Origin of the sequence: Bradyrhizobium sp. IC3123 (assembly GCF_020193625.1) — a bacterium.
Lineage (GTDB): Bacteria > Pseudomonadota > Alphaproteobacteria > Rhizobiales > Xanthobacteraceae > Bradyrhizobium > Bradyrhizobium yuanmingense.
The window spans coordinates 232,757-255,587 of the sequence record NZ_JADYVF010000006.1 but is presented as its reverse complement, the minus strand read 5'-3'; the positions used below and the strand labels follow the sequence as shown (position 1 = coordinate 255,587).

Below are 22,831 nucleotides of genomic sequence, written 5' to 3'. Positions count from 1 at the left end.
CCGCAAAGACTAAACCCGCTCAATCCAGGGATTGAGCGGGCAAAGCGACCGTTTCAGTACATCCGTGAAACGGCGCAACGATCTCAAGCCAGCGAGAGGTTCTCGGCGCTGACTTTGCCTCGCATCTTGTCGGTCTTGATCTCGAAGTTGACCTGTTGGCCTTCGCCGAGACCGGCAAGCCCAGCCCTTTCAACGGCGCTGATGTGAACGAACACGTCGTTGCCACCGTCGTTTGGCTGGATGAAACCGAAGCCCTTTTGGCCGTTAAACCACTTGACCGTACCTGTCGTCATTTTCTTCTCCAAAGCGCGCGAGCGCATCCCGCGCGACAATCGCGCGGTTACCTTCAACTTCGTCGATGTCTTTGGAAAAGGAGCCCGCGGGCGCATTCAACAAGGCACAGCGGCTAATCGAACGACTTCAATATATACGACTTTCATGCATTTGCAAGGAGCGAAGCCAGTTTGTTTGCTGCGAGGCCATTCTTCTGTTCCGATCGCGGCGCTTTGCGTGTGTCGATCGATCTGCGAGCAAGGCGTCATCGATTGACCGAACAGGTCTGCTGACGATCAGCATATCGGCGCGGCTGCGCCGCCCGCGCCGCTAGGCTGACGCCAATCCCGTCCTCCGCCGCAAATCCGTGATCGCGCGCAGAAAGCTGTCGGCGGGTGTCGTCTCGGGGTCGATCAGCCGGTGCAGGCGAAAGCCGTCTTCCAGCGCGAGCACGACGGAGGCGATCCAGGGCGGGTTCAGATTGACGTTGCGCCCGTTGCTCTTCGATGTCGCTTCGATGATGTCGGCGACCAGCCTGCGCCGCGCGCGCAGGCGTTTGGCAAGTTCCGGGCGGCGCTTTTCGGCCCGCGCCACGAACAGGATCATCTCCATGTGCAGCAGGGGCGAGCGGCCGAGCGGATCCTGGCGGCTGCGGTCCATCGTCTTCAACGCCGCGATGAAGTCGTCGAGATTGTCGTGCTGCGCCAGGATGTCCATGTTGCGCCGGATCGACTGCGCGACATGGTCCTCGAGCATGGCGATGATCAATTCGTCCTTGCTCTTGAAGTTCGAATAGAACGCGCCGCGGGTGAAGCCCGCCGCCGCCGCGATCGCCTCGATGCTGGCGCCGCCGATGCCGTCCGCCTCGAACACGCGCGCGGCCGCCTCGAACAGCGCCTCGCGTGTGTCGTCCCTGGTCGGCCTGGTTCTCACCCTTGACATCGGCGCAGCTTAGGGCAGAATGCAACTCGATACAACAATGTATCGAGTTGATAATTTACAGGGATGGTTACGCCGGGCGGTGGGCAGCCTTGCGTATGCGTGTCGTGCGGCAATCGATCCGAGGTCACCATGAACGAGCAAGTGCAACCCGCTGGCGGACCGCTGTTCAACCCGCTCTCGCCGGATTTCATCCGCGATCCCTATCCGCACTATGAACGGCTGCGCACGGTCGATCCGATCCACGTGACGCCTTTCGGCCAGTACGTCGCCAGCCGGCACGCCGAGGTCAGTCTCGTGCTGCGTGACAAGCGCTTCGGCAAGGATTTCGTCGAGCGGACCACGCGCCGCTACGGCCCGGAGATCATGAAGGAGCCGGTGTTTCGCAGCATGAGCTACTGGATGCTGCAAGCCGATCCGCCGGACCACACCCGCCTGCGCGGCCTGGTCGTGAAGGCCTTCACCGCCCGCCGCGTCGAGGACATGCGACCGCGGATCCAGGAGATCGTCGACCAGGCGATCGATGCCGTGATCGAGCGCGGCCACATGGACCTGATCGAGGATTTCGCCTTCCGCCTGCCCGTCACCATCATCTGCGACATGCTCGGCATCCCCGAGGAGCATCGCGAAGTGTTCTACAAGAGCTCGCGCGACGGCGGACGGCTGCTCGACCCCGTGCCGCTCTCGCCGGAGGAGATCCGCCAGGGCAACGCCGCCAACCTGATGGCGCAGATGTATTTCCAGCAGCTGTTCGAGCTGCGCCGCAAGAATCCCGGCGACGACCTCATCACCCAGCTGGTGCAGGCCGAGGAGGACGGCAACAAGCTCACCAACGAGGAGCTGACCGCCAACATCATCCTGCTGTTCGGCGCAGGCCACGAGACCACGGTCAACCTGATCGGCAACGGCCTGCTCGCGCTCCACCGCAACCCGGATCAGCTTGCGCTCCTGAAAGCGAAACCGGAGCTGATGACGAACGCGATCGAGGAGTTCCTGCGCTATGATTCCTCGGTGCAGATGACCGGGCGCGTCACGCTGGAGGAGATCGAGGACCTCGGCGGCGTGACGATCCCCAAGGGCGAGACCGTGCTGTGCCTGCTCGGCTCGGCCAACCGCGATGGCGCGGTCTACCCCGACAGGCCCGACCGGCTGGACGTCACCCGGGCGAACGTCAAGCCGCTGTCGTTCGGCGGCGGCATCCATTTCTGCCTGGGGGCCCAATTGGCGCGGATCGAGGCCGAGATCGCCATCGCCACGCTGCTGCGGCGGCTGCCGGATTTGCGCATCGACGACATTGAGACCCCGGAATGGCGGCCGACCTTCGTGCTGCGCGGGCTGAGGCGGCTGCCGGCGAGCTGGTGAGGGGGCTTGCGCGTTAACCTCCGCGCGCAACAGTCGCTGTGACTTCGCCATACTTCCCCCTATATAAGGGGCTGTTCCGGCGCGCCTGAGGCTCTCAGCTTCGGCCCAGGCCGGTTTGGCCGAGGGGAGACCCGTGCAGACGACGCTGCTCGGATTGGCGATTGCCTTCATCATTGCGCTGCTGGCCGCGCTGATCGGGCCTTACTACATCGACTGGAACCAGTTCAGGCCCCAGTTCGAGGCGGAGGCCGGCAAGATCATCGGCGTGCCGGTGCGGGTGGCGGGCGAGCTCGATGCGCGGCTGTTGCCGGCGCCGACGCTGCGGCTGCGCGGCGTCACCTTCGGCGGCAACAACGATCTCGGCCGCCTGCGCGCCGACAAGCTCGATGTCGAGTTCAGCCTCGGCTCCCTGATGCGCGGCGAATGGCGCGCCACCGAGCTTTCGGTCGGCGGCATGGCGGTCGATCTTGGTCTGGACGCGCGCGGACGGGTCGATTTGCCCTCCACCGCGAGCGGCACCTTCAACCTGGCCTCCCTCGCCATCGAGCGGCTGAACCTCACCGGCCGCATCGCCTTGCACGATGCCGCCAGCCGCTCGACGCTGGAATTGAACGATATCGCCTTCTCCGGCGATGTGCGCTCGCTCGCAGGCTCGGTGCGGGGCGACGGCAGCTTCACCGCGCGCGGCGTGCGCTACCCGTTCCGCGTCTCCTCCGGCCCCAGCGCCGACGGCAGCGCCACCCGTCTCCACCTCAACATCGATCCCGGCGAGCGCGCCATCCTCGCCGATCTTGAGGGCGTGCTCGCCTTCGATAATCGCCAGCCGAAATTCGAGGGCGCGCTGACCCTCGCCGTGCCCGCGGCCAGGAAGGCGGGCGAGGCGGGACCGACGCCCTGGAAGCTTGCGACCAGGCTCAAGGCCGATCCGGCCGGCGCGAAATTCGAGCAGATCGACGCGAGCTTCGGCCCGGAGGACACCGCGCTGAAGCTCGGCGGCGTCGGCGATCTCAGGTTTGGCGCATCGCCCTTGCTGCGCGCGGTGCTGTCGGCGCGGCAGGTCGATGCCGACAGGCTGACCGCCAAGGATGATGCCGATCCGCAGCGCGTCCTGCCGGCGCTGCGCGCAGGGCTGGCGGCGATCCCGCAGGTGCCGATCCCTGCCCAGATCGAGTTCAATGCCGATCAGATCATGCTCGGCGGCCGTCCGCTCCAGAACATCGCGACCGAGCTTGCGACCGACGGCCGGTCCTGGACCTTTCGGCGGCTGGAGCTGCGCGCGCCCGGCATGACGCAGGTCTCGCTCAATGGCGCGGCTCCCGGCGCCGACAGTTTCAGCGGCCGGCTCAGCGTTGAATCCCCGGATCCCGACACGCTGGTGGCCTGGCTGCAGGGCCGCAGCGAGATCACCCGCCGCAGCACGCGGCCGCTGCGTCTCGCCGGCGACGTCACCATCGCAGCCAATCATCTCGCCATCGACAGGCTGAAGGCCGACATCGATGGCGGCGCGATCGAAGGCCGCATCGTCTTCGTGCAGACAGGCGCGAGCAACGGCTCGCGGATCGATGCGGACCTCAGGGCCGACCGGCTCGACCTCGATGCCGCCACGAGCTTCGTGCGCGCGCTGGCGGGGCGGCAAGGCGAATGGCCGGAAGAGGCAAAGCTCTCGCTCGATATTGGCCGCGCGATCTCCGCCGGCCAGGAGCTGCGGCCGTTCGCAGCCAGGCTCGCCTACAGCCCGGCGTCGCTGTCGCTGGAGCAGCTGCGCTTCGGCCAGGGCGGCGGCGTGACCTCGGAGGCGAGCGGCAGCTTCGACCGCACCAAGACGACCGGCAAGCTCGCGCTGAAATCCTCGGCCAATTCGCTGCGCGAGCTCACCGCGCTGGTCGAGCCGTTCGCGCCCGCGCTGCGCGCGCGCCTCGATGCGCTCCCGTCCTTGCCCGGCGCGACCCGTCTCAAGCTCGATCTCAGCCTCGACAAGAACGCCGAGCATGCCGATCGCAGCAATGCCCGCTTCGTGCTCGACCTCGACGCACCGCAGCTCAAGACGACGGCGACCCTGGCCGCGCAGACGCCGGCGGCCGCCATCGGCGGTATCGACCTCGAACGCCTGCGCAACAGCGACTTCACGCTGGACGCGAAAGCGGCGGCGCCGCAAGCCGGCGCCTTGTTGGCACTGCTGGGGCTCGACCGCATCGTGGCCGCGGGCGAGGGCGCCTCGCAATTCGAAGGACGGTTGAGCGGAGCCTGGCGCCGTCCCTCGCAATTGAACGCAAAGCTCAGCGGCGGCGGGCTCGATGCCGACGCGCAAGGCAGCGTCGAATGGTCGGAGTCCAAACCGTCCGAACCCAAATCGTTCGAGCCCAAATCGTTCGAACCGAAGGCGAGCGTGAACCTGCGCGTGCGCAACGCCAATCTGGCGCCGCTGCTCGGGACCAGCCCGGCCGGCAAGTCGGCGCAGAACGTCAGCCTGTCCTCCCGCCTCACGCTCTCCGGCAATCGCCTGACCTTCGGCGATCTCGACGGCAATGCCGCGGGCTCGCATCTGCGCGGCCATGTTTCGGTGACGCTCGATCAGGACAAGAGCATCGACGGCGAGGTCGGTCTCGACTCGCTCGATCTGGCGCCGGCGCTCGCAATCGCCGTCGGCGCAGCCGGTCGTGAGTCCGGCGAGCCTCTCAGCGCAGGATTGGTCAGCGGCTGGCGCGGCCGCATCGCCTTCCAGGCCTTACGCGGAACGTTGCCCGGCGGCATCGAGCTGCGCCCCTTCGGCGGCACGATCCGGAGCGACGGCCAGTCGCTCGCATTCGATGCGCTCAAGGGCGGCGTCGGCGGCGGCGACATGTCCGCAAGCCTGGACGCGCGCAATGGCGCGGGTGGGCTTGCGCTGAACGCGCGCATCGAGCTCAGCAACGTCGATGCGGCGGCGCTGCGCTATCGCGACCTCGCCCTGCCCAAGGGGCGCGCCTCGGTGCAGATGGCGCTGACCAGCCAGGGCCGCAGCGTCGCGGCCTTGACCGGTGCGCTCGCCGGGAACGGCACGGTGACGCTCGAATCCGCCGAGATCGCCGGCCTCAATCCGCGTGCGTTCGAGATCGCCATCCGCGCCAGCGACGGCGGCCAGGTCAATGACGACAACCGGCTGCGGCAGCTCGTCGAGCCCGCGCTGTCGGCGGGGCGCATCGCGGTGCCTTCGGCGCAGATTCCGTTCACGATCCGCGACGGCCGCCTGCGCATCGGCGCAACGCCGCTGGAAGCGAAGAACGCCCGCGCCATCGTCTCCGGCGGCTACGACATTCCGGCGGACCAGGCCGACATCCGCGCCAGCCTGACGCCGATCATGACCGGGCTTTCCGGCGCCCCGCCCGAGATCCAGCTGTTTGCGGCAGGCCCGCCCGACAGGCTGAGCCGTACCATCGACCTCGCACCGCTGTCGTCATGGCTTGCGGTGCGCACGATCGATCGCGAGACGCGGCGGCTCGACGCCATCGAGCGCGGCGAGCCGCCGCCGGCCACCGCTGCGCTGCCGACGCTGGTGTCCCCGGAGATAGCGACCGAGCAGGCGCCACCCAACGTGCCGCTGCCGGGCCAGGACCCGCGCCGCGCGCCGGCAAAGCCCAGGGTGGCGCCGACCCCGAAAGCTCCGCAGGCCGCGCCCGCCGCGCCAAGCCCCTCACTGACAAGCCCTTCACTGACGAGCCCGCCGCTCGCGAGCCAGCAGCTCGCGCCGCTCCCTCCGGCCATCGACGTGAAGCCCGCCCCGGGCCCGCCGCCCGCCAAGCCCAGGCCGAAGCCGCCGCTTGTGCTGACGCCGCAGAATCCGTAGACGGCGCTAACTAAAGCGCTCCGTTGCCGATGCTCGTCATGCCCGGGCTTGTCCCGGGCATCCACGTTCTTTGTGCCATGCGGCAAGGCGTGGATGGCCGGGACAAGCCCGGCCATGACGCGGAGAGGTTTCAGTGCCCAAAGCTTCTCGGCTCTTGCACAACAGTAAGTCCATTCCCTCGCATTTGACGGAATTTTCGTCGGCAAAACTGATTTGCCGACTTTACTGAATTCTCGCGTTTCATCTCTAGCGTGGGTTCCCAGAGGAATTCGGCGTCGCGCCGCGAGCGGCGGGACGGCTCGCCAACGGGCTGCCATGAACTGGGGTGATCGAGATGAACGGGGCGAAATCGCTTCTGCAGGATCTGGACGACGCGATCGCGCGCGGCACCGACGAAAGCCGGTCACGCGCATTGTGGCATGCGACCGACATCCTGATCACCGGCCGCTACAGCGACGACGAGATCAGCATGTTCGGCGAGGTGATCGGCCGGCTTGCCGACGAGATCGAGGTGGCAGCGCGCGCGCAGCTCTCCGAAGTGATGTCGGCCTGCGATCACGCCCCGCTCAACGTCATCGAAAGGCTCGCCCTCGACGACGAGATCGCGGTTGCCGGTCCCGTGCTGCGCGATTCCAACCGCATCGACGAGAAGATGCTGGTTCAGAGCGCCATGACCAAGGGCCAGGCGCATCTGCTGGCGATCTCGCAGCGCCAGTCGATCGGCGAAGCCGTGACCGACGTGCTGGTCAAGCGCGGCAACCAGGAGGTCGTGACCTCGGTCGCCAGGAACGAGGGCGCGCGGTTCTCCGGCTCGGGCCTCTTGCACATGGTCCGCCGCGCCGAGGGCGATTCGATCCTTGCCGAGCAGCTCGGCCTGCGCAAGGACGTGCCGCGCCACATCTTCCAGCAGCTGATCGCGAAAGCCTCCGAAGACGTCCGCCGCCGGCTCGAGACCGAGCGGCCCGAGATGATGTCGCAGATCCAGAGCTCGGTCACCGAGGTCACCGGCGATCTTCAGTCCAAGTTCGGCCCGTCCTCGCGCAGCTATTTCGTCGCCAAGCGCGTGGTCACGACGCAGTATCGCCAGGGCAATCTCAACCAGGACTCGATCTCGAACTATGCCCGCCAGCATCGCTTCGACGAGGTGCAGATCGGCCTGTCGCTGCTGTCGGCGCTGCCGGTCGACGTGATCGAGCGCGCGCTGATGGACCGCAACCGCGAGATGATCCTGGTGCTGTGCAAGGCGCTCGACTTCTCCTGGGACACGACGATGTCGCTGTTGTTCCTCGGCGCCAAGGATCATCTGATCACGGCGCGCGAGCTCCAGGACAACGAGCGCGAGTACGGCCGGCTCAAGATCGAGACGTCGCGCAGCATTCTGAAGTTCTACCAGTCGCGCAAGACCGGCGCGGGTGCCGATGCGGGCCGTCAGCCCGAACTTCAAGTCCACTGACAGGTCCACTGAGGAGAGGGGAGTACCTGCAATGTTACCTCAATTCGGCACCGCCGTTCGCAAGAAGAATCTCGCCAATGCCGGCGCCACCGATCTCGGCGGCGCAGCTCCGGACAAGGCCTCGGTGGACGCCGCCTGGCTCGTGCTGGAAGCCGCCAACGACCTCGGCGACCACGCCGCGGTGGACGCCTGCCGCCGCGTCATCGACGCCGAGCTGAACGGCACGGCGGCCCGCAGCGCGGATGTCGATCTCGTGCTGGGATATTTTCGGTAAGGCTCCGGGGATCGCGCGCAGACTGGCGCGCAGCGTAATCCACGATTGCTCTCAGCAGGAGTTCGAGCGTTTGGAGCCTGCATCGCGCCGAAGACCTGACTTCGCCGCGGCCAGGGCTGCGGCGAGCTCGTCGATGTGATAGGGCTTGGGCAGGATCTCGATACCCGCGCTCTCCGCTTCATGGACCGAGGCTTCGGCATATCCGCTGGTCAGCAATATCGGTATGTCGCTTCGTCTCTTCCTGACCTCGCGCGCAAGCTCGACCCCGTTCATGCCGCCCGGCATCATGATGTCGGAGAAGATCAGATCGATGGGACGGCCGTCCGCCAGGGCACCGAGCGCTGCTGCGGCACTGGAAGCGCGTGTGACCTCGTAGCCGAGCTGACCGAGCATCTCGCTGACCAGCGCGGCAACCTCGTTATCGTCCTCCACCAGCAGGATCTGCCCCTGATTGCTCTTTTTCGGGCGCACCCTGGTGAGGTCGATGAGGTGTCGCTCGTCGGAGGGAGTCTCGAAGGATCGCGGCAGGTACAGCTCGATGCTCGTGCCTCGGCCGACCTTCGATTGAATTCGCACCGTGCCCCGCGACTGCGTCGCAAATCCATGGACCTGTGCGAGCCCCAGTCCAGACCCCTTGCCGACGTCTTTGGTCGTGAAGAACGGCTCGAACACCCGCGACATGATCTCCGGGGGCATCCCGACACCGGTGTCGACGACGGACAAGCGGACATAGTCGCCGGCGATCTCCCCATCGTTCAGGTCGGGTAGATTTTCGCCGCGCACGATGATCGTGCCGCCATTGGGCATGGCGTCGCGGGCGTTGACGGCCAGGTTGAGAATGACCAGCTCGAGCTCGCCGGGATCGACCTCCACCGGCCAAAGCTGCTCCGGAAAGTCGAATTCGACATGGACGTCGCCCCTGAGACTGCGATCGAGCAGTTCACGCATGCCGCCGATCTGCGCGGCGACGTCGACAGGCTCCGGCCGGAGTTTCTGCCGCCGTGAGAATGCCAGAAGCTGCTTGGTCAGGCTCGCTCCGCGCTGCGCCGCCTGGATCATCCCGTCCATCAGGCGGCGGCGCCGGGTCGGATCGGTCTGGCGTTCGAGCATGTCGAGGCCGCCGGAAATCACCATCAAGAGATTGTTGAAGTCATGCGCGACGCCGCCGGTGAGCTGGCCGATGGCCTCGATCTTCTGAGCCTGCCGAAGCGTTTCCTCCACGCGTGCTCGCTCTTCGATCTCGAGGCGAAGCTGCGTGTTGGCTTCCTCCAGCGCCTTCGTCCGCTCGATCACCAGCTTCTCGAGCTCCTGGGCCGTCTGCTCGCGCGCCTCGAGCAGAGCCCGGATCTCGTATTGACGCCGCCGAGCCCGCAGTGCGGATTGGATGGTGCTGGTCAGCGTGATCGGTTGAACCGGCCGTTCGAGCAGCGAAACGTTGCGCAGAAGCTCGACGATACTGCGTCGCCAGGCGATGACCGAGGGCTGCTCCCGGTGGCTGGTGAGAACGACGAAAGGCAGATCGGACCACGGCGGCTGACCGGCGATCCATTGTGCCAGCGCCGCGGTGTCCTTGCCGAACAATCCTTCCTCGGCAAGAAATACGGTGCCGACGCCTGCCGCCATTTCGGTGACGAGTTCGGCCAAGTCCCGGCAACTGATCGCCTCGAGGTTCGCGTTGCGCAAAAGTTCGGCCGATGCCGGCCCGTCGCGGCCCACCGGGGCGAAGACGAGAACGCGGTGATCGCGCTGCGCGCTCATTCGAGCGGCCCTTCCGGGAGGGCCGTGCCGGTATAGCGCGGATTGCCGGAAAAGATGCCGCTGAACTCATGAAGCGGCGGGCCCAGCTTGATCCCGCTGCTGCCGAGCCGGAATTCGCGGATGCCGTGCTCGTGGCCGCCGCTGCGCTTCTTGACGACCGACAAGGCGCGTCGAACCGTTCCGGCGAACTCGAAATAGCGCAGCATCACGACTGCATCGCTCAAATAGCTGAGGTCGAGCGGCGTATCCATGGGACCGACAAGCCCATGCTGGGCGAGGATGAGGATGGTGAGCACGCCCTGCTGGGCCAGGTAGCTGAGCAGTTCGTGCATCTGCAGGACGAGGAAACGTTCATCCGGCATCGCGTTCAGATAACCGTTCAAGCTGTCGATGACGATGATGCGGGCATTGTCGACCTCGACGCTCCGGCGGAGCGTTGCCGCGAACTCACCCGGCGACAATTCGGCCGGATCGATCTGCTGAAACCGGATCTTTCCGGAGGCGAGATGTTTGTCCAGCGGCAGCCCGAGCGCTCTGGCGCGGGCCTCCACCGTTCCGCGCCCTTCATCGAAGGCGAAGAATACGGCGTGCTCGCCGCGTTCCGCCGCCGCGATGGCGTAGGTTAGCGCAACTGACGACTTGCCGACGCCGGCCGCGCCGAGGAGAAGAGCGTTGGTGCCGCGCTCGAGCCCGCCTCCGAGGAGCTGGTCGAGCTCGGGGTTGCCGCTGGACACCATGTCGCCATCGAATGATCTGTGATGCTCGGCCGCGACGAGCCGCGGAAAGATGCGCAGGCCGCCTTGCGCGATCGTAAAATCGTGGAAGCCGCCGCGAAAACGGATGCCGCGCATCTTGATCACGCGAAGCCGCCGCCGCTCGGCACCGTAGTCGATGGCCAGCTGCTCGAGCATCACCACGCCGTGCGCGATCGAATGCAGTTGCAGATCATCCTGGGAGGACGACAGATCGTCGAGCAGAACCACGGTGCAGTTGCGATTGGTGAAGAAGTGCTTGAGGGCCAGAACCTGTCGCCTGTAGCGGAGCGGGTTCTGCGCCAGCAGGCGCAATTCGGACAGGCTGTCGAGCACCACGCGGGTAGGGTTGATCCGTTCGACCTCCTTGAAGATCAGACCCGTGGTCTCGCTCAGCTCCATTTCTGCGGGATGAAAGACCGTGAGCTCTCGATCCGGATCGAGTGTCGTTTCCGGCGGCACCAGCTCGAAGATGTCGACGCCGTCCAGCGACCAGCCGTGTCGCTGCGCGACCAGGGTGAGCTCGCGCTTGGTCTCGGAAAGCGAGATGTAGAGCACGCGTTCGCCGTCCCGGACCCCGCGGAGCAGAAACTGGAGCGCAATCGTGGTCTTGCCGGTGCCGGGTCGTCCCTCATAGAGATACATTCGGTTGGGGTCCAAGCCACCGCCGAGGATGTCATCCAGCCCTTCGCTGCCGGTCGAAACTCTCGGCAAATCCTTGAGGTCGCTGCCTGGAGCAGCCGCGGATTGACCGGTCATGAACCCCCCTTACGCGTATCTTCCCAAAGCTCTCCATGCGCTCCCAGCGCACGCCGGGAGCCGGATGACTGAAAAGGTCCGTCTAAGGAACTCCGATGCCCGGGCCTGAGTTCCCGCCCGACTGGCGGTCCGGCGACCGGTTCGTTGCCGCTCAGACTGTGCCGACCCGTGGATGGTGTCGGTTCAAAAATGAACACAAACGGTCCGCTCGCGGTCCATCCCGTTGCTGCCCTCACTGCCGGATGCGGTAGATCACGACGTCCTCGCCGTGACGGTTCGTGCTTCGCTCGAGCTGGTAGTTCGACTTCTCCAGCACGCGCCGCGATGCGCCGTTCCCGACATACACAATGCCGATGAGAGACGGCAGTGCGAGCTGTGACAGCCCGATGTCCGTCAGCGCGGTCGCGATCTCGCTGGCAAATCCTTGGCCCCAGAATTCGCGCTTGAACGCGTAGGCGATTTCGACCTCGTCGACATCGTCCACGAGAATGTGCCGAATGCCCGCCCGTCCGGCGAAGGCCCCGTCCTTCGTTCGCAGCGTCCAGAGTCCGAAGCCGTGCTGGTCCCAATGGGCCATGTTGGTTGCGAGATAAGCCCTCGTGACCTCGGGCGTCCGCACCCCGCCGAGATAGCGGGAGACCTCGGCGTCGCGATGCAGCGCGACGAGGTCGGCGAGGTGATCCTCGCGCAACCGTTCGGCGGTCAGGCGGTCGGTGGTGAAATGGTCCACGGCGACAGATCGCCGCTTCCGAGGCGTGTCGTAGTTCATGCTGCTATCGCTGCGGGCTGATCGTGACATCATGCCCCTGTTTTGCCCGACGGGTCAACGGGCGACGGCCGGATCGTTGCCTTGCGCGTAACTCATTGATTTCACGACCCCCGGTCTACTGTGCATGGGGTTGTTTTCGCAGTTTCGTTTTGGAAGGGCTACCCCGCCCCCAGCGCGACGGCGACGTTGTACGTCACGAGGCTCGCCGCATAGGCCAGCACCAGCATGTAGGCGAAGGTGGCGCCCATCCAGGCCCAGCTGCCGGTCTCGCGCCGGATCACGGCGAGCGTGGAGGCGCATTGCGGGGCGAAGATGTACCAGGCTAGCATCGACAGCGCGGTGGCGAGCGACCATTTTGTCGCCAGCACCTGGCCGATCTGCTCGACCGCTTCGTTGCCGCCCTCGATCGCATAGACGGTGCCGAGCGCCGCGACCGCGACCTCGCGCGCCGCCATGCCCGGGATCAACGCCACCGCGATCTGCCAGTTGAAGCCGACGGGGGCGAGCAGGGGCTCGAGCGCCTTGCCGATCATCGCCGCCAGGCTGAACTCGATGGCCGGCCCGGTCGCGCCCGCGGGCGGCTGCGGGAAGGAGGCCAGGAACCAGATCAGCACCATCATCGAGAAGATCGTGGTGCCGGCGCGCTGCAAGAACATCTTGGCGCGGGTGTAGATGCCGATCACGATGGATTTCAGCCGCGGCATCTTGTAGTCCGGCAGCTCCAACATGAACGGCGCCGGCACAAAGTCGCGCAGCATGAAGAACTTGATCACGAACGAGACCAACAGCGCGCTGATGATGCCGGCGGCATAGAGGCCGAACATCACGAGGCCCTGCAGGTTGATGAAGCCCCAGACGTCTCTGGCCGGGATGAAGGCGGAGATGATCAGCGTATAGACCGGAATGCGCGCCGAGCAGGTCATCAGCGGCGCGATCAGGATCGTGGTCAGCCGGTCGCGCTTGTTGTCGATGACGCGCGTCGCCATGATGCCGGGAATGGCGCAGGCAAAGCTCGACAACAGCGGAATGAAGGCGCGGCCGTGCAGGCCGGCGCCGCCCATGATGCGGTCCATCAGGAACGCCGCGCGCGCCATGTAGCCGAAATCTTCCAGGAGCAGGATGAACAGGAAGATGAGGATGATCTGCGGCAGGAACACGATGACGCTGCCGACGCCGGAGATCACGCCGTTCTGCAGGAAGCTTTGCAGCAAGCCGTCGGGCAGGGTGGCCTGCACCAGCTCGCCGAGCGAGTCGAAGCCGGACTTCAGCAGCTCCATCGCCGGCTGCGCCCAGGCGAACACCGCCTGGAACATCACGAACAGGATCAGCGCCAGCACGATCAGCCCGCCGACCGGATGCAGCACGATCGCGTCGATCCGTGCGGTCCAGGTGTCGGGGCGAGCAGGCAGGCTGACGCAGTCGGCGATGATGCGGTCGGCCTCGCGTTGGGTGGCACGCAGCTCGGAGACGCCGAGCGCGCGCCAGCTGTTCTCCACCGGCTCGGCCGCGAGCTCCGCGGAAATCTCGTCGGTCAGCTTGAGCAGGTCGGCCGTGCCGCCCTTGCGCACCGCGATCGAGGTGACCACGGGCACTCCGAGCTCCTTGGCGAGCCGCTTGACGTCGACAGTGATGCCGCGGCGGCTTGCAATGTCGAACATGTTGAGCACGAGGATCATCGGCCGCCCGGTGCGCTTCAGCTCCAGCAGCAGGCGGATGGTCAGGCGCAGATTGGTGGAATCGGCGACGCACAGCACGAGATCGGGCAGGGTCTCGCCGGAGGCCTTGCCGAGCACGAAGTCGCGGGTGATCTCTTCGTCCGGGCTGCGGCCGCGCAGCGAATAGGTGCCGGGCAGGTCGACCACGGAGACCTGGCGGCCGAGCGGGGTGACGAAGAAGCCTTCCTTGCGCTCGACCGTGACGCCGGGATAGTTCGCGACCTTCTGCCGGCTGCCGGTCAGCGCGTTGAACAGCGAGGTCTTGCCGCTGTTGGGCGTGCCGACCAGGGCGAGATGCAGCAGCGGTGCTTCCATGGGATCAAGGGCCTGCGGGGCAGATTGCGGTCGCGCGTCAGGCGACGATGATGGCCATGGCTTCGCGACGGCGGACCGCGATCGTGGTGCTATCGACCCGCACCGCGATCGGATCGCGCCCGACCAACCCCTCATGCAGGATCTCGACCCGGGCGCCCTCGACGAAGCCGAGTTCGATCAGGCGGCTCTCGAGCTCGACGTCCGAAAGCGCCGAGCCAGCCTCTTTGGCGGCAAGGTGTTGGATGACGCCGGTATAGCCGCGCTGGGCCAGACCCAGCGGCATGTGCGAACGCGTATCAGTGGTATCGGTCATGCCCTGTATTTTCAACGCCGGGCATTGAGGTCAAGCGTGCCCGCGCGCCGAAGCTGCACCTTAGAGCGATTTTAAAGTGCAGAGGCCGGGGCGCCGTCGCGGGCGCCCCCGACGGCTACTGGGCCGGGACCTTGTCCGGCTGGGCGGCCATGGCGCGGCTCTTGAAGTAGTCCAGGACGAAGAGGCGGATCGCCGACGACAGATTGCCCTGCTGGCGGTTGTTGTCGATCTCGCCGACCAGCTCGGATAACGTCATGTTGCGCAGGCCGGAAATCTCTTTCATGCCGTTCCAGAACGCCTCTTCCAGGCTGACGCTGGTCTTGTGGCCGGCGACGACGATCGATCGTTTCACGACCGGCGACTTCATGGCTGCTCCTCGCGATCGATCCGGTGCTGGTCCAGATTCTCCTTGGCCTGGTCCGCCCGCTTCGCCTCGGACGACCGTTCCGCCTTCGTGCGCCCGAACTTCGCCCGGTTGGCGTCCGCCTGCTTCGCCGAGGCTTCCCGCTCGACGCGCTTCCTGAAACGATTCAGGTTGATGACGTTCCCCATGCCGCGTCTCCATCATCCGCTCCTCTTCAGGCAGGATGAAACATTCAGAAACAGGGCGCCACATTGCGCCGCAGAAGACTTGATCGCCATTCGCTCGTCCTCGTCAATCGGCCCTTGGGCCATCAAACGATGAATTTCGCCCCGTCGAGGGCAGTGGAGCTGCGTAACACGCCGCCCCGCCGCAACATTGACGGTAATCAAATCCCGCCCCCAAAACCGCATATTTTTGGGCGCCGAGCGTCCGTATCATTACGGATGGCTATCGGAATTCGGAATCATCCCGGGCTGATCATCTTCTCAGCGCGCACCAGGCGGTCGAACTCGTCGGCCGAGACGAAGCCGAGCCGCAGCGCCTCCTCCTTCAGCGTGGTGCCGTTGGCGTGCGCCGTCTTGGCCACCTTGGCGGCGTTGTCGTAGCCGATCTTCGGAGCCAGCGCCGTCACCAGCATCAGCGAGCGCTGCATCAGCTCCTTGATGCGCTTCTCGTCGGCGCGGATGCCGCTGACGCAATGCTCGGTGAAGGAGCGCGCGGCATCCGCCATCAGGCGGATCGAATGCAGCATGTTGTAGGCCAGCACCGGCTTGTAGACGTTGAGCTCGAAATGACCCTGGCTGCCGGCGACCGTGATCGCGGTGTGATTGCCGAACACCTGGCAGCACACCATGGTCATCGCCTCGCACTGGGTCGGGTTGACCTTGCCCGGCATGATCGAGGAGCCGGGCTCGTTCTCCGGCAGGATCAATTCGCCGAGGCCCGAGCGCGGGCCGGAGCCGAGCAGGCGGATGTCATTGGCGATCTTGAACAGGCCGGTCGCGACCGAATTGATGGCGCCGTGCGCCAGCACATAGGCATCGTTCGAGGCCAGCGCCTCGAATTTGTTGGCGGCGCTGGTGAAGGGGAGCTTCGTAATCCCGGCAACGTGCTTTGCGAACAGCTTGGCAAAGCGCGGCTTCGAGTTGAGACCGGTGCCGACGGCTGTGCCGCCCTGCGCCAGCGGATAGAGGTCCTTCACCGCGATCTTGAGCCGGGCGATGCCGCTTTCGACCTGCGCGGCATAGCCGGAGAATTCCTGACCGAGCGTCAGCGGCGTCGCATCCTGGGTATGGGTGCGGCCGATCTTCACGATCTTCGAAAACTCCCTCTCCTTCTTGCGCAAAGCGCGCAGCAGCTCGCCGAGGGCAGGGATGAGATCGGCATTGATGCGGCTTGCCGCGGCGATGTGCATCGCGGTCGGGAAGGAGTCGTTCGACGACTGGCTCATGTTGACGTGATCGTTGGGATGCACCGGCTTCTTGGCGCCGAGCTCGCCGCCGAGCAGCTCGTTGGCGCGGTTGGCAATCACCTCGTTGAGGTTCATGTTGCTCTGGGTGCCCGAGCCGGTCTGCCACACGACAAGCGGAAAATGGTCGTCAAGTCTGCCTTCGATCACCTCGCGCGCAGCGCGGATGATGGCGTTGGCACGGCGCCGATCGAGCAGGCCGAGCTCGAGATTGGACTGCGCGGCGGCGAGCTTGACCATGCCGAGCGCATGCACGAGCGAGATCGGCATGCGGTCGGTGCCGATGCGGAAATTCTGGCGCGAGCGCTCGGTCTGCGCCCCCCAATAGCGGTCGGCGGCGACCTCGATGGGACCGAAGCTGTCGGTCTCGGTGCGGGTTGCGGGGCGGGCAGTCTTCGAGCGGGACGCTTTGGCCATGAGCACATCCATTCTGCCGCGCGAAACGCCGCACAGCCTGTTCATGTGCTCTTCTATATAGACAGTTGGCCGGGCGCGATGGCTCTGCGCCCAACCTAGATCATTTCTTGCGGAAACGATCGAGCCGCACGACCTCGGCGCCGCCCTGGCTCGGCGGCGGCGACTCGTCGGCAGCTTCCGGCTTCTCCGCGGCAGGTGCCGGGACCGATACGGCCGATGGCGCGGGTGCTGCCGGCAGATTGTCCGGCGCGACCTCGGCGACGTCGGAGGTGTCGAACTGGAGGCCGAACTTCACGGACGGATCGAGGAAGCTCTTGATGGCACTGAATGGCACCACCAGCCGCTCCGGAATGCCGCCAAAGGACAGGCCGACCTCGAAACGATCCTCGAGCACGGTCAGGTCCCAGAACTGGTGCTGGAGGATGATCGTCATCTCCTCCGGATATTGTGCGAGCAGCCGCGGCGAGAGCTTCACGCCTTCGGCCTTGGACACGAAGGTGATGAAGAAATGATGCTCGCCCGGCAGGCCATGGGCTGCGGCATCGGTCAGCACCTTCCGCAGCACGCCGCGCAGCGCATCGCGGGCCAGCACATCGTATCGGATATGATCGGTCGCCATGGTGGTCCTGTTGCATCCAAGCAGCCGGACCCTGCCGATCCGACTCGCCAAGCCGCAATAGTACCGCGCCTGACGGGCGAGCAGGAGTCCCCGCCGGGGAAGAATCAAAGAGTAAAGTGGAGGCTTCTGTTGCCAGGTGCCTCCGAACCCCGCCTAGCGGAGCTTAACCCGCTAGGACTTTAGAGTGGTCTTTCAAACTGCGTTACGCAGCCTGAGCAACCGGAGCAAAGTTGTCGTTGGCAACTATTGCAGTAGCCCGATAACGGCGGAACAATACCGGGAAAAAGTACGCCCTTTACGCCCTCGTCGATCCTATTTCGCCCCCGCCAAAGCCCAGCTTCGAGCACGCCCGATGGTGGGCTTTGGTGGAGGCGCCGGGTACCGCCCCCGGGTCCGAATGGTTTATTGCGACGACCGTTTATTTCCATAGCCGGCGAACCGGCACCCCCAATATAGGGGGCAAAGCTTTCGAAAAACAGAGGGTTGGAGGCGCGATCCCGCGGTTCCCTTTGGATAGGCTTCGGAGTGCCGGGCCTATCGCGGCTCTGGCCTTTGCCAGAGGTCGCCAGCCCGATGTGCCGAATCCTTGCGCATAATGAAACGCTGCTGCTCCAGCGAACGGACAATGTCAGTCTCAGCGACGTTCAATTTCCTGCGGCGGAAAGTAGCAGCGTGACGAGCCGCAAGCCGACTAGGCGCTGATCTCCACTTCGGCCCGATCTCGCTCTTCGCCGTCGCCGCTGCGCCGGCAGTGCGCGAGACCCACTGCACCGCGGTTGAGGCGAAGCACCAGAGGCCGACCAGGACACCGGTCCGACCTCGCAGGACTTGCCAGGTCCGAACGCTTATCGTGACGTTAATCGGGCCGATCCAGCAATTGCTGCACTGCGTCTGACCGCGATGGTTGCAGTGGTCGCGTCCATCTCGCGCATCAATCCCCTCTGGCTTTTGCTTGCCGCGGCGTGTTGGGTTTTGCTGGCATTGTCTGATGAAAATCGCTAGGCAGTGATCCGGGCGGGTATCCAGTTCCAGCCGATTTAGAACAACAGTGCTCGTGACTTACAGGTCGCGGAGGAGACAGGCATGGCCGACACGATGGGCCACTCAGCGACGGCCACCCGAAACACCCGGGTGGCGCTCGGCTTTTGTCTGCTGGCGATTGCGCCGCAGATTTTCGAATTGATCTGGTCGATCGGGACGATTTTCGGCTGGGGGACCGGCCGCGGTCCGGCGGCGGTCGTCACCGGTCATGCGACGGCGCTGCTGGCCGGCGCGCCGAGCGCCCTCTTCGGATCATTCGGCGGCGGCGCCAAGAAGATGTCGTCCGAGGTGCTGCTGGCGCTGATCTATTCCTATCCGCTGTTTGCGGTGGCGATCCTCACGCTGTTTATGACCATCCGCTCGGCGCAAGATTATGTCGGCGGCGTCGTGCTGATGGCCGTTGCCCTGTTTGCGCTGTGGGCATCGAGCGATTTGCAGGGCATGCGTGGCTTCTCCTTCGGTGCGGGCACTGCGCCACGTATGTTCGGCGGGCTGCTGGTTGCCCTGTCTGCCGGCATCGCCTTGACCGGCCTGATCACGGCGGGACCGGCGCTTGCGCATTATTCCTGGCGCGGGCCGCTGTTCGTGGTGGCGGCGATCCTGTTCTTCGCCCTGTCGATCCGGTCCCTCGGTCTCGTTGTCACGGCCTTCTCGAGCTTCATGATCGCGGCGACGGGCTCGCACGAGACGCGCTGGCTGGAAGCGGTGATCGTCGGCGCCTGCCTGACGGTCGGCTGCGCAATCCTGTTTCCTTATGTGCTCGGGCTGCCGATGCCGATGTATCCGCGTTTCCTGATCCAGTGAGGGCGTGATGGATATCTTTGCCAATCTTGCTCACGGCTTCGCCGTCGCGTTCACCCCGATCAACCTGTTGATGTGCCTGATCGGCGCCCTGGTCGGAACGCTGGTCGGCGTTCTCCCTGGCATCGGCACCATCGCCACCGTCGCGATGCTGCTGCCGATCACTTTCGGGCTGCCGCCGGTCGGCGCGCTGATCATGCTCGCCGGCATCTATTACGGCGCGCAATATGGCGGCTCGACCACGTCGATCCTGGTCAACATACCCGGTGAGGCGACATCGGTCGTGACCGCCATCGACGGTCACCAGATGGCCAAGCAGGGCCGCGCCGGTCCGGCGCTCGCGATCGCCGCGATCGGCTCGTTCTTCGCCGGCTGCGTTGCGACCATCCTGATCGCACTGCTCGGCGCACCGCTGACGAAACTCGCGCTGGCGTTCGGTCCGGCCGAATATTTCTCGCTGATGGTGCTCGGCCTGATCTTCGCGGTGGTGCTGGCCAAGGGCTCGGTGTTGAAGGCGATTGCGATGATCGTGTTTGGACTGCTGCTCTCAATGGTCGGTTCGGACATCGAGACCGGCGCCTCGCGCATGGCCTTTAACATTCCCGAGCTCGCCGACGGTCTCGGCTTTGCGACCGTGGCGATGGGCGTGTTCGGCTTTGCCGAGATCATCCGCAACCTCGACCACGGCGCCGAAATGAACCGCGATCTGGTGCAGCAGAAGATCACCGGACTGATGCCCACCAGGAAGGACCTCGGCGATGCGACGCCGCCGATCCTGCGCGGCACCGTGCTCGGCTCGATCCTCGGCATCCTGCCCGGCGGCGGCGCGGTGATCGCGTCCTTCGCGGCCTACACGCTCGAGAAGAAGCTCTCAAAGACCCCGTCCCGGTTCGGCCGCGGCGCGATCGAGGGCGTGGCGGGGCCGGAGAGTGCCAACAATGCCGCGGCACAGACCTCGTTCATTCCGCTGCTCACCCTCGGCATCCCGCCGAACGCGGTGATGGCACTGATGGTGGGCGCGATGACCATCCACGGCATCGTGCCCGGTCCGCAGGTGATGCAGAAGCAGCCGGATCTGGTCTGGGGCATGATCGCTTCGATGTGGATCGGCAATCTGATGCTGATCATCATCAACCTGCCGCTGGTCGGAATCTGGGTGCGGCTGTTGCGCGTGCCCTATCGGCTGATGTTCCCCTCGATCGTGATCTTCTGCGCGATCGGCATCTATTCGGTGAACAACGCGCCGGTCGACGTCATCCTCGCGGGCGTCTTCGGTCTCGTCGGCTATTGGCTGATCAAGCACGATTTCGAGCCGGCGCCGTTGCTGCTCGGCATGGTGCTAGGACCGCTGATGGAGGAGAACCTGCGCCGGGCGCTGCTGATCTCGCGTGGCGACTGGAGCGTGTTCCTGACGCGCCCGTTGTCGGCGGTGCTGCTTGCGGTCGCGGCAAGCCTGCTCGTCCTTACGGTGCTACCTGTATTGCGCGCCAAGCGCGACGAGGTGTTCACCGAGTCCGAGAACTGAGGTCGTGCGCGCCGAGTCGGCTCGGTCCTGCGTCGGCGCGCCGCATTCGGAAGTCGAATCGACTTGTGTTACGGCTTTGTGAAATGGAAATGCCGGCCTTTGGGCCGGCATTTTATTGTGTCCAAAGGGAGGATCGCCATGACGTTCATTCGCGCGCTTACAGGCGCATGTGCAGCAGCGATAGCATCGCTGGGCGCCTTCATCGCAACGGCTGAGGCGCAGACCTATCCGACGCGCAACATTACCGTGATCGTCCCGTTCGCAGCCGGCGGGCCGACTGACGTGATCTCACGCATCGTCACCGGGCACATGGCGCAAACGCTGGGGCAGAGCATCATCATCGAGAACGTGGTCGGTGCCGGCGGCACCACCGCCACGACGCGTGCCGCGCGTGCGGCCAACGATGGCTATACGCTGATCACCGGGCATATGGGCACGCATGCCGCCTCCGTGCCGCTCTATCCGAAGCTGGCCTATCACCCCGAGAAGGACTTCGAGCCGATCGCATTGCTGGCCGGCACGCCGATCCTGATCCTGGCGCGCAAGGACTTTCCGCCGAAGGATCTCAAGGAGTTCGTCACCTATGTGAAGGCGAATGCCGAGAAGGTGAATGCCGCGCATGCAGGCGTCGGTTCGGTTTCGCACGTCTCGTGCGAACTCCTCCACTCCATCCTCGACATCAAGCCCGTCGGCGTGCCGTTCAACGGCACGGGACCTGCGATGAACGCGCTGGTGGCGGGTCAGGTCGACTACATGTGCGACCAGATCGTCAACGCCGTCCCGCAGATCAATGCCGGCACCATCAAGGCCTATGCGATCGCCACGGCCGAACGAAACCCGTCGCTGCCGAACGTGCCGACCACGGCGGAAGCCGGCCTGCCGGCATTCCAGGCTCAGGCCTGGAACGCAATGTTCGCGCCCAAGGGAACCTCGCCCGCGATCGTGGCAAGCGTGAACGCCGCCGCCGTCAAGGCGCTCGACGACGAGACGGTGAAGAAGCGCCTGCTCGAGCTCGGCAGCGTCATCCCCGCGCCGAAGGACCGAACCCAGGAGGCGCTGGCGACCCTCGTCAAGAGCGAGATCGCGAAGTGGAGCCCGGTGCTCAAGCCGGCGAATTAAGCGAAGGCGATCAAGGCGCTAGGCGAGGGGCGGAACGCTGAGTTCCGCCCCTTGCCGTTTGTGCCGGGAACACTCACTTTTCCGGGTATAATCGACGGCGACAGCGAATCGCCGCTGTCGTAGCGCGGGGGGTGTCGTTAAGTTCGCCGCCTCCCCAAAGGCTCAGTCGCAACATGCACCAGTATCAGGACCTGCTCGAGCGGATTCTTTCCGACGGCGCCGAGAAGACCGACCGGACCGGCACCGGCACGCTCTCGGTGTTCGGCCACCAGATGCGCTTCAATTTGTCGGCCGGCTTCCCGATGCTGACGACCAAGCGGCTGCCGCTGAAGGCGATCGTGCATGAACTGCTCTGGTTCCTGAAGGGCGACACCAACATCAAATATCTGCGCGACAACGGCGTCACCATTTGGGACGAGTGGGCGGACGCCAATGGCGATCTCGGCCCGGTCTACGGCCATCAATGGCGCTCCTGGCCCGCGGCCGACGGGCGCAGCATCGACCAGATCGCCAATGTCATCGACATGATCAAGCGCACGCCTGATTCCCGCCGCCTGATCGTCACCGCCTGGAATCCGGCCGACGTCGAGAAGATGGCGCTGCCGCCCTGCCACCTGCTGTTCCAGTTCTATGTCGCGAACGGCAAGCTGTCCTGCCAGCTCTATCAGCGGTCGGCCGACGTGTTTCTCGGCGTGCCCTTCAACATCGCCTCTTACGCGCTGCTCACCATGATGGTCGCGCAGGTCACAGGCCTGAAGCCCGGCGACTTCGTGCACTCGCTCGGCGACACTCATCTCTATTCCAACCATCTGGAGCAGGCGAGGCTGCAGCTCAGCCGCGCGCCGCGCGCGCTGCCGGTGATGCGGATCAATCCTGAGGTAAAGGACATCTTCTCTTTCCGCTACGAAGACTTCGAGCTCGTCGGCTACGATCCGCATCCGCACATCAAGGCGGACGTGGCGGTCTAGCGCC

Annotated in this window: 19 protein-coding genes and 1 other RNA gene; 8 read left to right on the top strand and 12 right to left on the bottom strand. The window is 65.3% G+C overall.

The features are described from left to right. Positions 1 to 83: 83 nt before the first annotated feature. Both I6F20_RS21815 and I6F20_RS21810 read right to left on the bottom strand, forming a co-directional pair. Entirely contained in the window at positions 84 to 293 is a 210-nt protein-coding gene (locus I6F20_RS21815; protein WP_109145937.1) for a cold-shock protein, read from the bottom strand. Positions 294 to 603: 310 nt separating this feature from the next. Then, positions 604 to 1,215 (bottom strand): TetR/AcrR family transcriptional regulator, encoded by a 612-nt coding sequence (locus I6F20_RS21810; RefSeq protein WP_109144943.1) that lies wholly within the window; start codon positions 1,213 to 1,215, stop codon positions 604 to 606. Between the two features lie 129 nt (positions 1,216 to 1,344). Here I6F20_RS21810 and I6F20_RS21805 point away from each other — a divergent pair, with 129 nt between their 5' ends. The 4 genes from I6F20_RS21805 (at position 1,345) to I6F20_RS21790 (ending at position 8,124) form a co-directional block, all read left to right on the top strand. Beyond that, positions 1,345 to 2,574 (top strand): cytochrome P450, encoded by a 1,230-nt coding sequence (locus I6F20_RS21805; protein WP_036037420.1) that lies wholly within the window; start codon positions 1,345 to 1,347, stop codon positions 2,572 to 2,574. A gap of 133 nt (positions 2,575 to 2,707) precedes the next feature. After that, positions 2,708 to 6,397, top strand: coding sequence for an AsmA family protein (locus I6F20_RS21800; protein WP_225127761.1), 3,690 nt, complete (start codon positions 2,708 to 2,710; stop codon positions 6,395 to 6,397). A gap of 334 nt (positions 6,398 to 6,731) precedes the next feature. After that, positions 6,732 to 7,850 (top strand): DUF2336 domain-containing protein, encoded by a 1,119-nt coding sequence (locus I6F20_RS21795; RefSeq protein ID WP_036006551.1) that lies wholly within the window; start codon positions 6,732 to 6,734, stop codon positions 7,848 to 7,850. Between the two features lie 31 nt (positions 7,851 to 7,881). Then, positions 7,882 to 8,124 (top strand): hypothetical protein, encoded by a 243-nt coding sequence (locus tag I6F20_RS21790; RefSeq protein ID WP_036024966.1) that lies wholly within the window; start codon positions 7,882 to 7,884, stop codon positions 8,122 to 8,124. 51 nt (positions 8,125 to 8,175) lie between these two features. Here the strand turns inward: I6F20_RS21790 and I6F20_RS21785 are convergent, their stop codons facing one another. The 10 genes from I6F20_RS21785 to ssrA all read right to left on the bottom strand — a co-directional run bounded on the left by I6F20_RS21785 (position 8,176) and on the right by ssrA (position 17,855). Then, entirely contained in the window at positions 8,176 to 9,882 is a 1,707-nt protein-coding gene (locus I6F20_RS21785) for an ATP-binding protein (RefSeq protein ID WP_036024968.1), read from the bottom strand. Further along, complete coding sequence (locus I6F20_RS21780) at positions 9,879 to 11,393, bottom strand: ATPase domain-containing protein (protein ID WP_225127760.1); 1,515 nt, start codon at positions 11,391 to 11,393, stop codon at positions 9,879 to 9,881. Before I6F20_RS21780 ends, I6F20_RS21785 begins: the two co-directional genes overlap by 4 nt. A 232-nt stretch (positions 11,394 to 11,625) precedes the next feature. Further along, positions 11,626 to 12,123: a GNAT family N-acetyltransferase gene (locus I6F20_RS21775; RefSeq protein ID WP_225127880.1), complete on the bottom strand. Its 498-nt coding sequence runs from the start codon at positions 12,121 to 12,123 to the stop codon at positions 11,626 to 11,628. 197 nt (positions 12,124 to 12,320) lie between these two features. Further along, positions 12,321 to 14,192 (bottom strand): ferrous iron transporter B, encoded by a 1,872-nt coding sequence (feoB, locus tag I6F20_RS21770; RefSeq protein WP_225127759.1) that lies wholly within the window; start codon positions 14,190 to 14,192, stop codon positions 12,321 to 12,323. Between the two features lie 37 nt (positions 14,193 to 14,229). Continuing rightward, positions 14,230 to 14,505 carry a FeoA family protein gene (locus tag I6F20_RS21765; protein ID WP_036006563.1) on the bottom strand — a complete coding sequence of 92 codons (276 nt, stop codon included), beginning with the start codon at positions 14,503 to 14,505 and terminating at the stop codon, positions 14,230 to 14,232. A 115-nt stretch (positions 14,506 to 14,620) separates the two neighbouring features. Next, complete coding sequence (locus I6F20_RS21760; RefSeq protein ID WP_025038043.1) at positions 14,621 to 14,872, bottom strand: ribbon-helix-helix domain-containing protein; 252 nt, start codon at positions 14,870 to 14,872, stop codon at positions 14,621 to 14,623. Further along, a complete protein-coding gene (locus I6F20_RS21755) occupies positions 14,869 to 15,057 on the bottom strand; it encodes a DUF4169 family protein (protein ID WP_036006566.1) in 189 nt (62 codons plus the stop codon). Before I6F20_RS21755 ends, I6F20_RS21760 begins: the two co-directional genes overlap by 4 nt. A gap of 275 nt (positions 15,058 to 15,332) precedes the next feature. Then, a complete protein-coding gene (fumC, locus tag I6F20_RS21750) occupies positions 15,333 to 16,766 on the bottom strand; it encodes a class II fumarate hydratase (RefSeq protein WP_036006596.1) in 1,434 nt (477 codons plus the stop codon). 88 nt (positions 16,767 to 16,854) lie between these two features. Further along, positions 16,855 to 17,373 (bottom strand): SspB family protein, encoded by a 519-nt coding sequence (locus tag I6F20_RS21745; protein WP_036006568.1) that lies wholly within the window; start codon positions 17,371 to 17,373, stop codon positions 16,855 to 16,857. A 115-nt stretch (positions 17,374 to 17,488) separates the two neighbouring features. After that, positions 17,489 to 17,855, bottom strand: a transfer-messenger RNA (tmRNA) gene (gene ssrA, locus I6F20_RS21740). 601 nt (positions 17,856 to 18,456) lie between these two features. Here ssrA and I6F20_RS21735 point away from each other — a divergent pair. The 4 genes from I6F20_RS21735 (at position 18,457) to I6F20_RS21720 (ending at position 22,827) form a co-directional block, all read left to right on the top strand. After that, the gene (locus I6F20_RS21735; protein WP_036024976.1) at positions 18,457 to 19,218 is read left to right on the top strand and encodes a tripartite tricarboxylate transporter TctB family protein; all 762 of its coding nucleotides are present in this window, start codon (positions 18,457 to 18,459) and stop codon (positions 19,216 to 19,218) included. Between the two features lie 7 nt (positions 19,219 to 19,225). Then, positions 19,226 to 20,740, top strand: coding sequence for a tripartite tricarboxylate transporter permease (locus I6F20_RS21730; RefSeq protein ID WP_036006571.1), 1,515 nt, complete (start codon positions 19,226 to 19,228; stop codon positions 20,738 to 20,740). Positions 20,741 to 20,878: 138 nt separating this feature from the next. After that, a complete protein-coding gene (locus I6F20_RS21725) occupies positions 20,879 to 21,859 on the top strand; it encodes a tripartite tricarboxylate transporter substrate binding protein BugD (protein ID WP_036006574.1) in 981 nt (326 codons plus the stop codon). A gap of 173 nt (positions 21,860 to 22,032) precedes the next feature. Beyond that, complete coding sequence (locus I6F20_RS21720) at positions 22,033 to 22,827, top strand: thymidylate synthase (RefSeq protein ID WP_036024977.1); 795 nt, start codon at positions 22,033 to 22,035, stop codon at positions 22,825 to 22,827. The last annotated feature ends 4 nt before the right edge of the window (positions 22,828 to 22,831 follow it).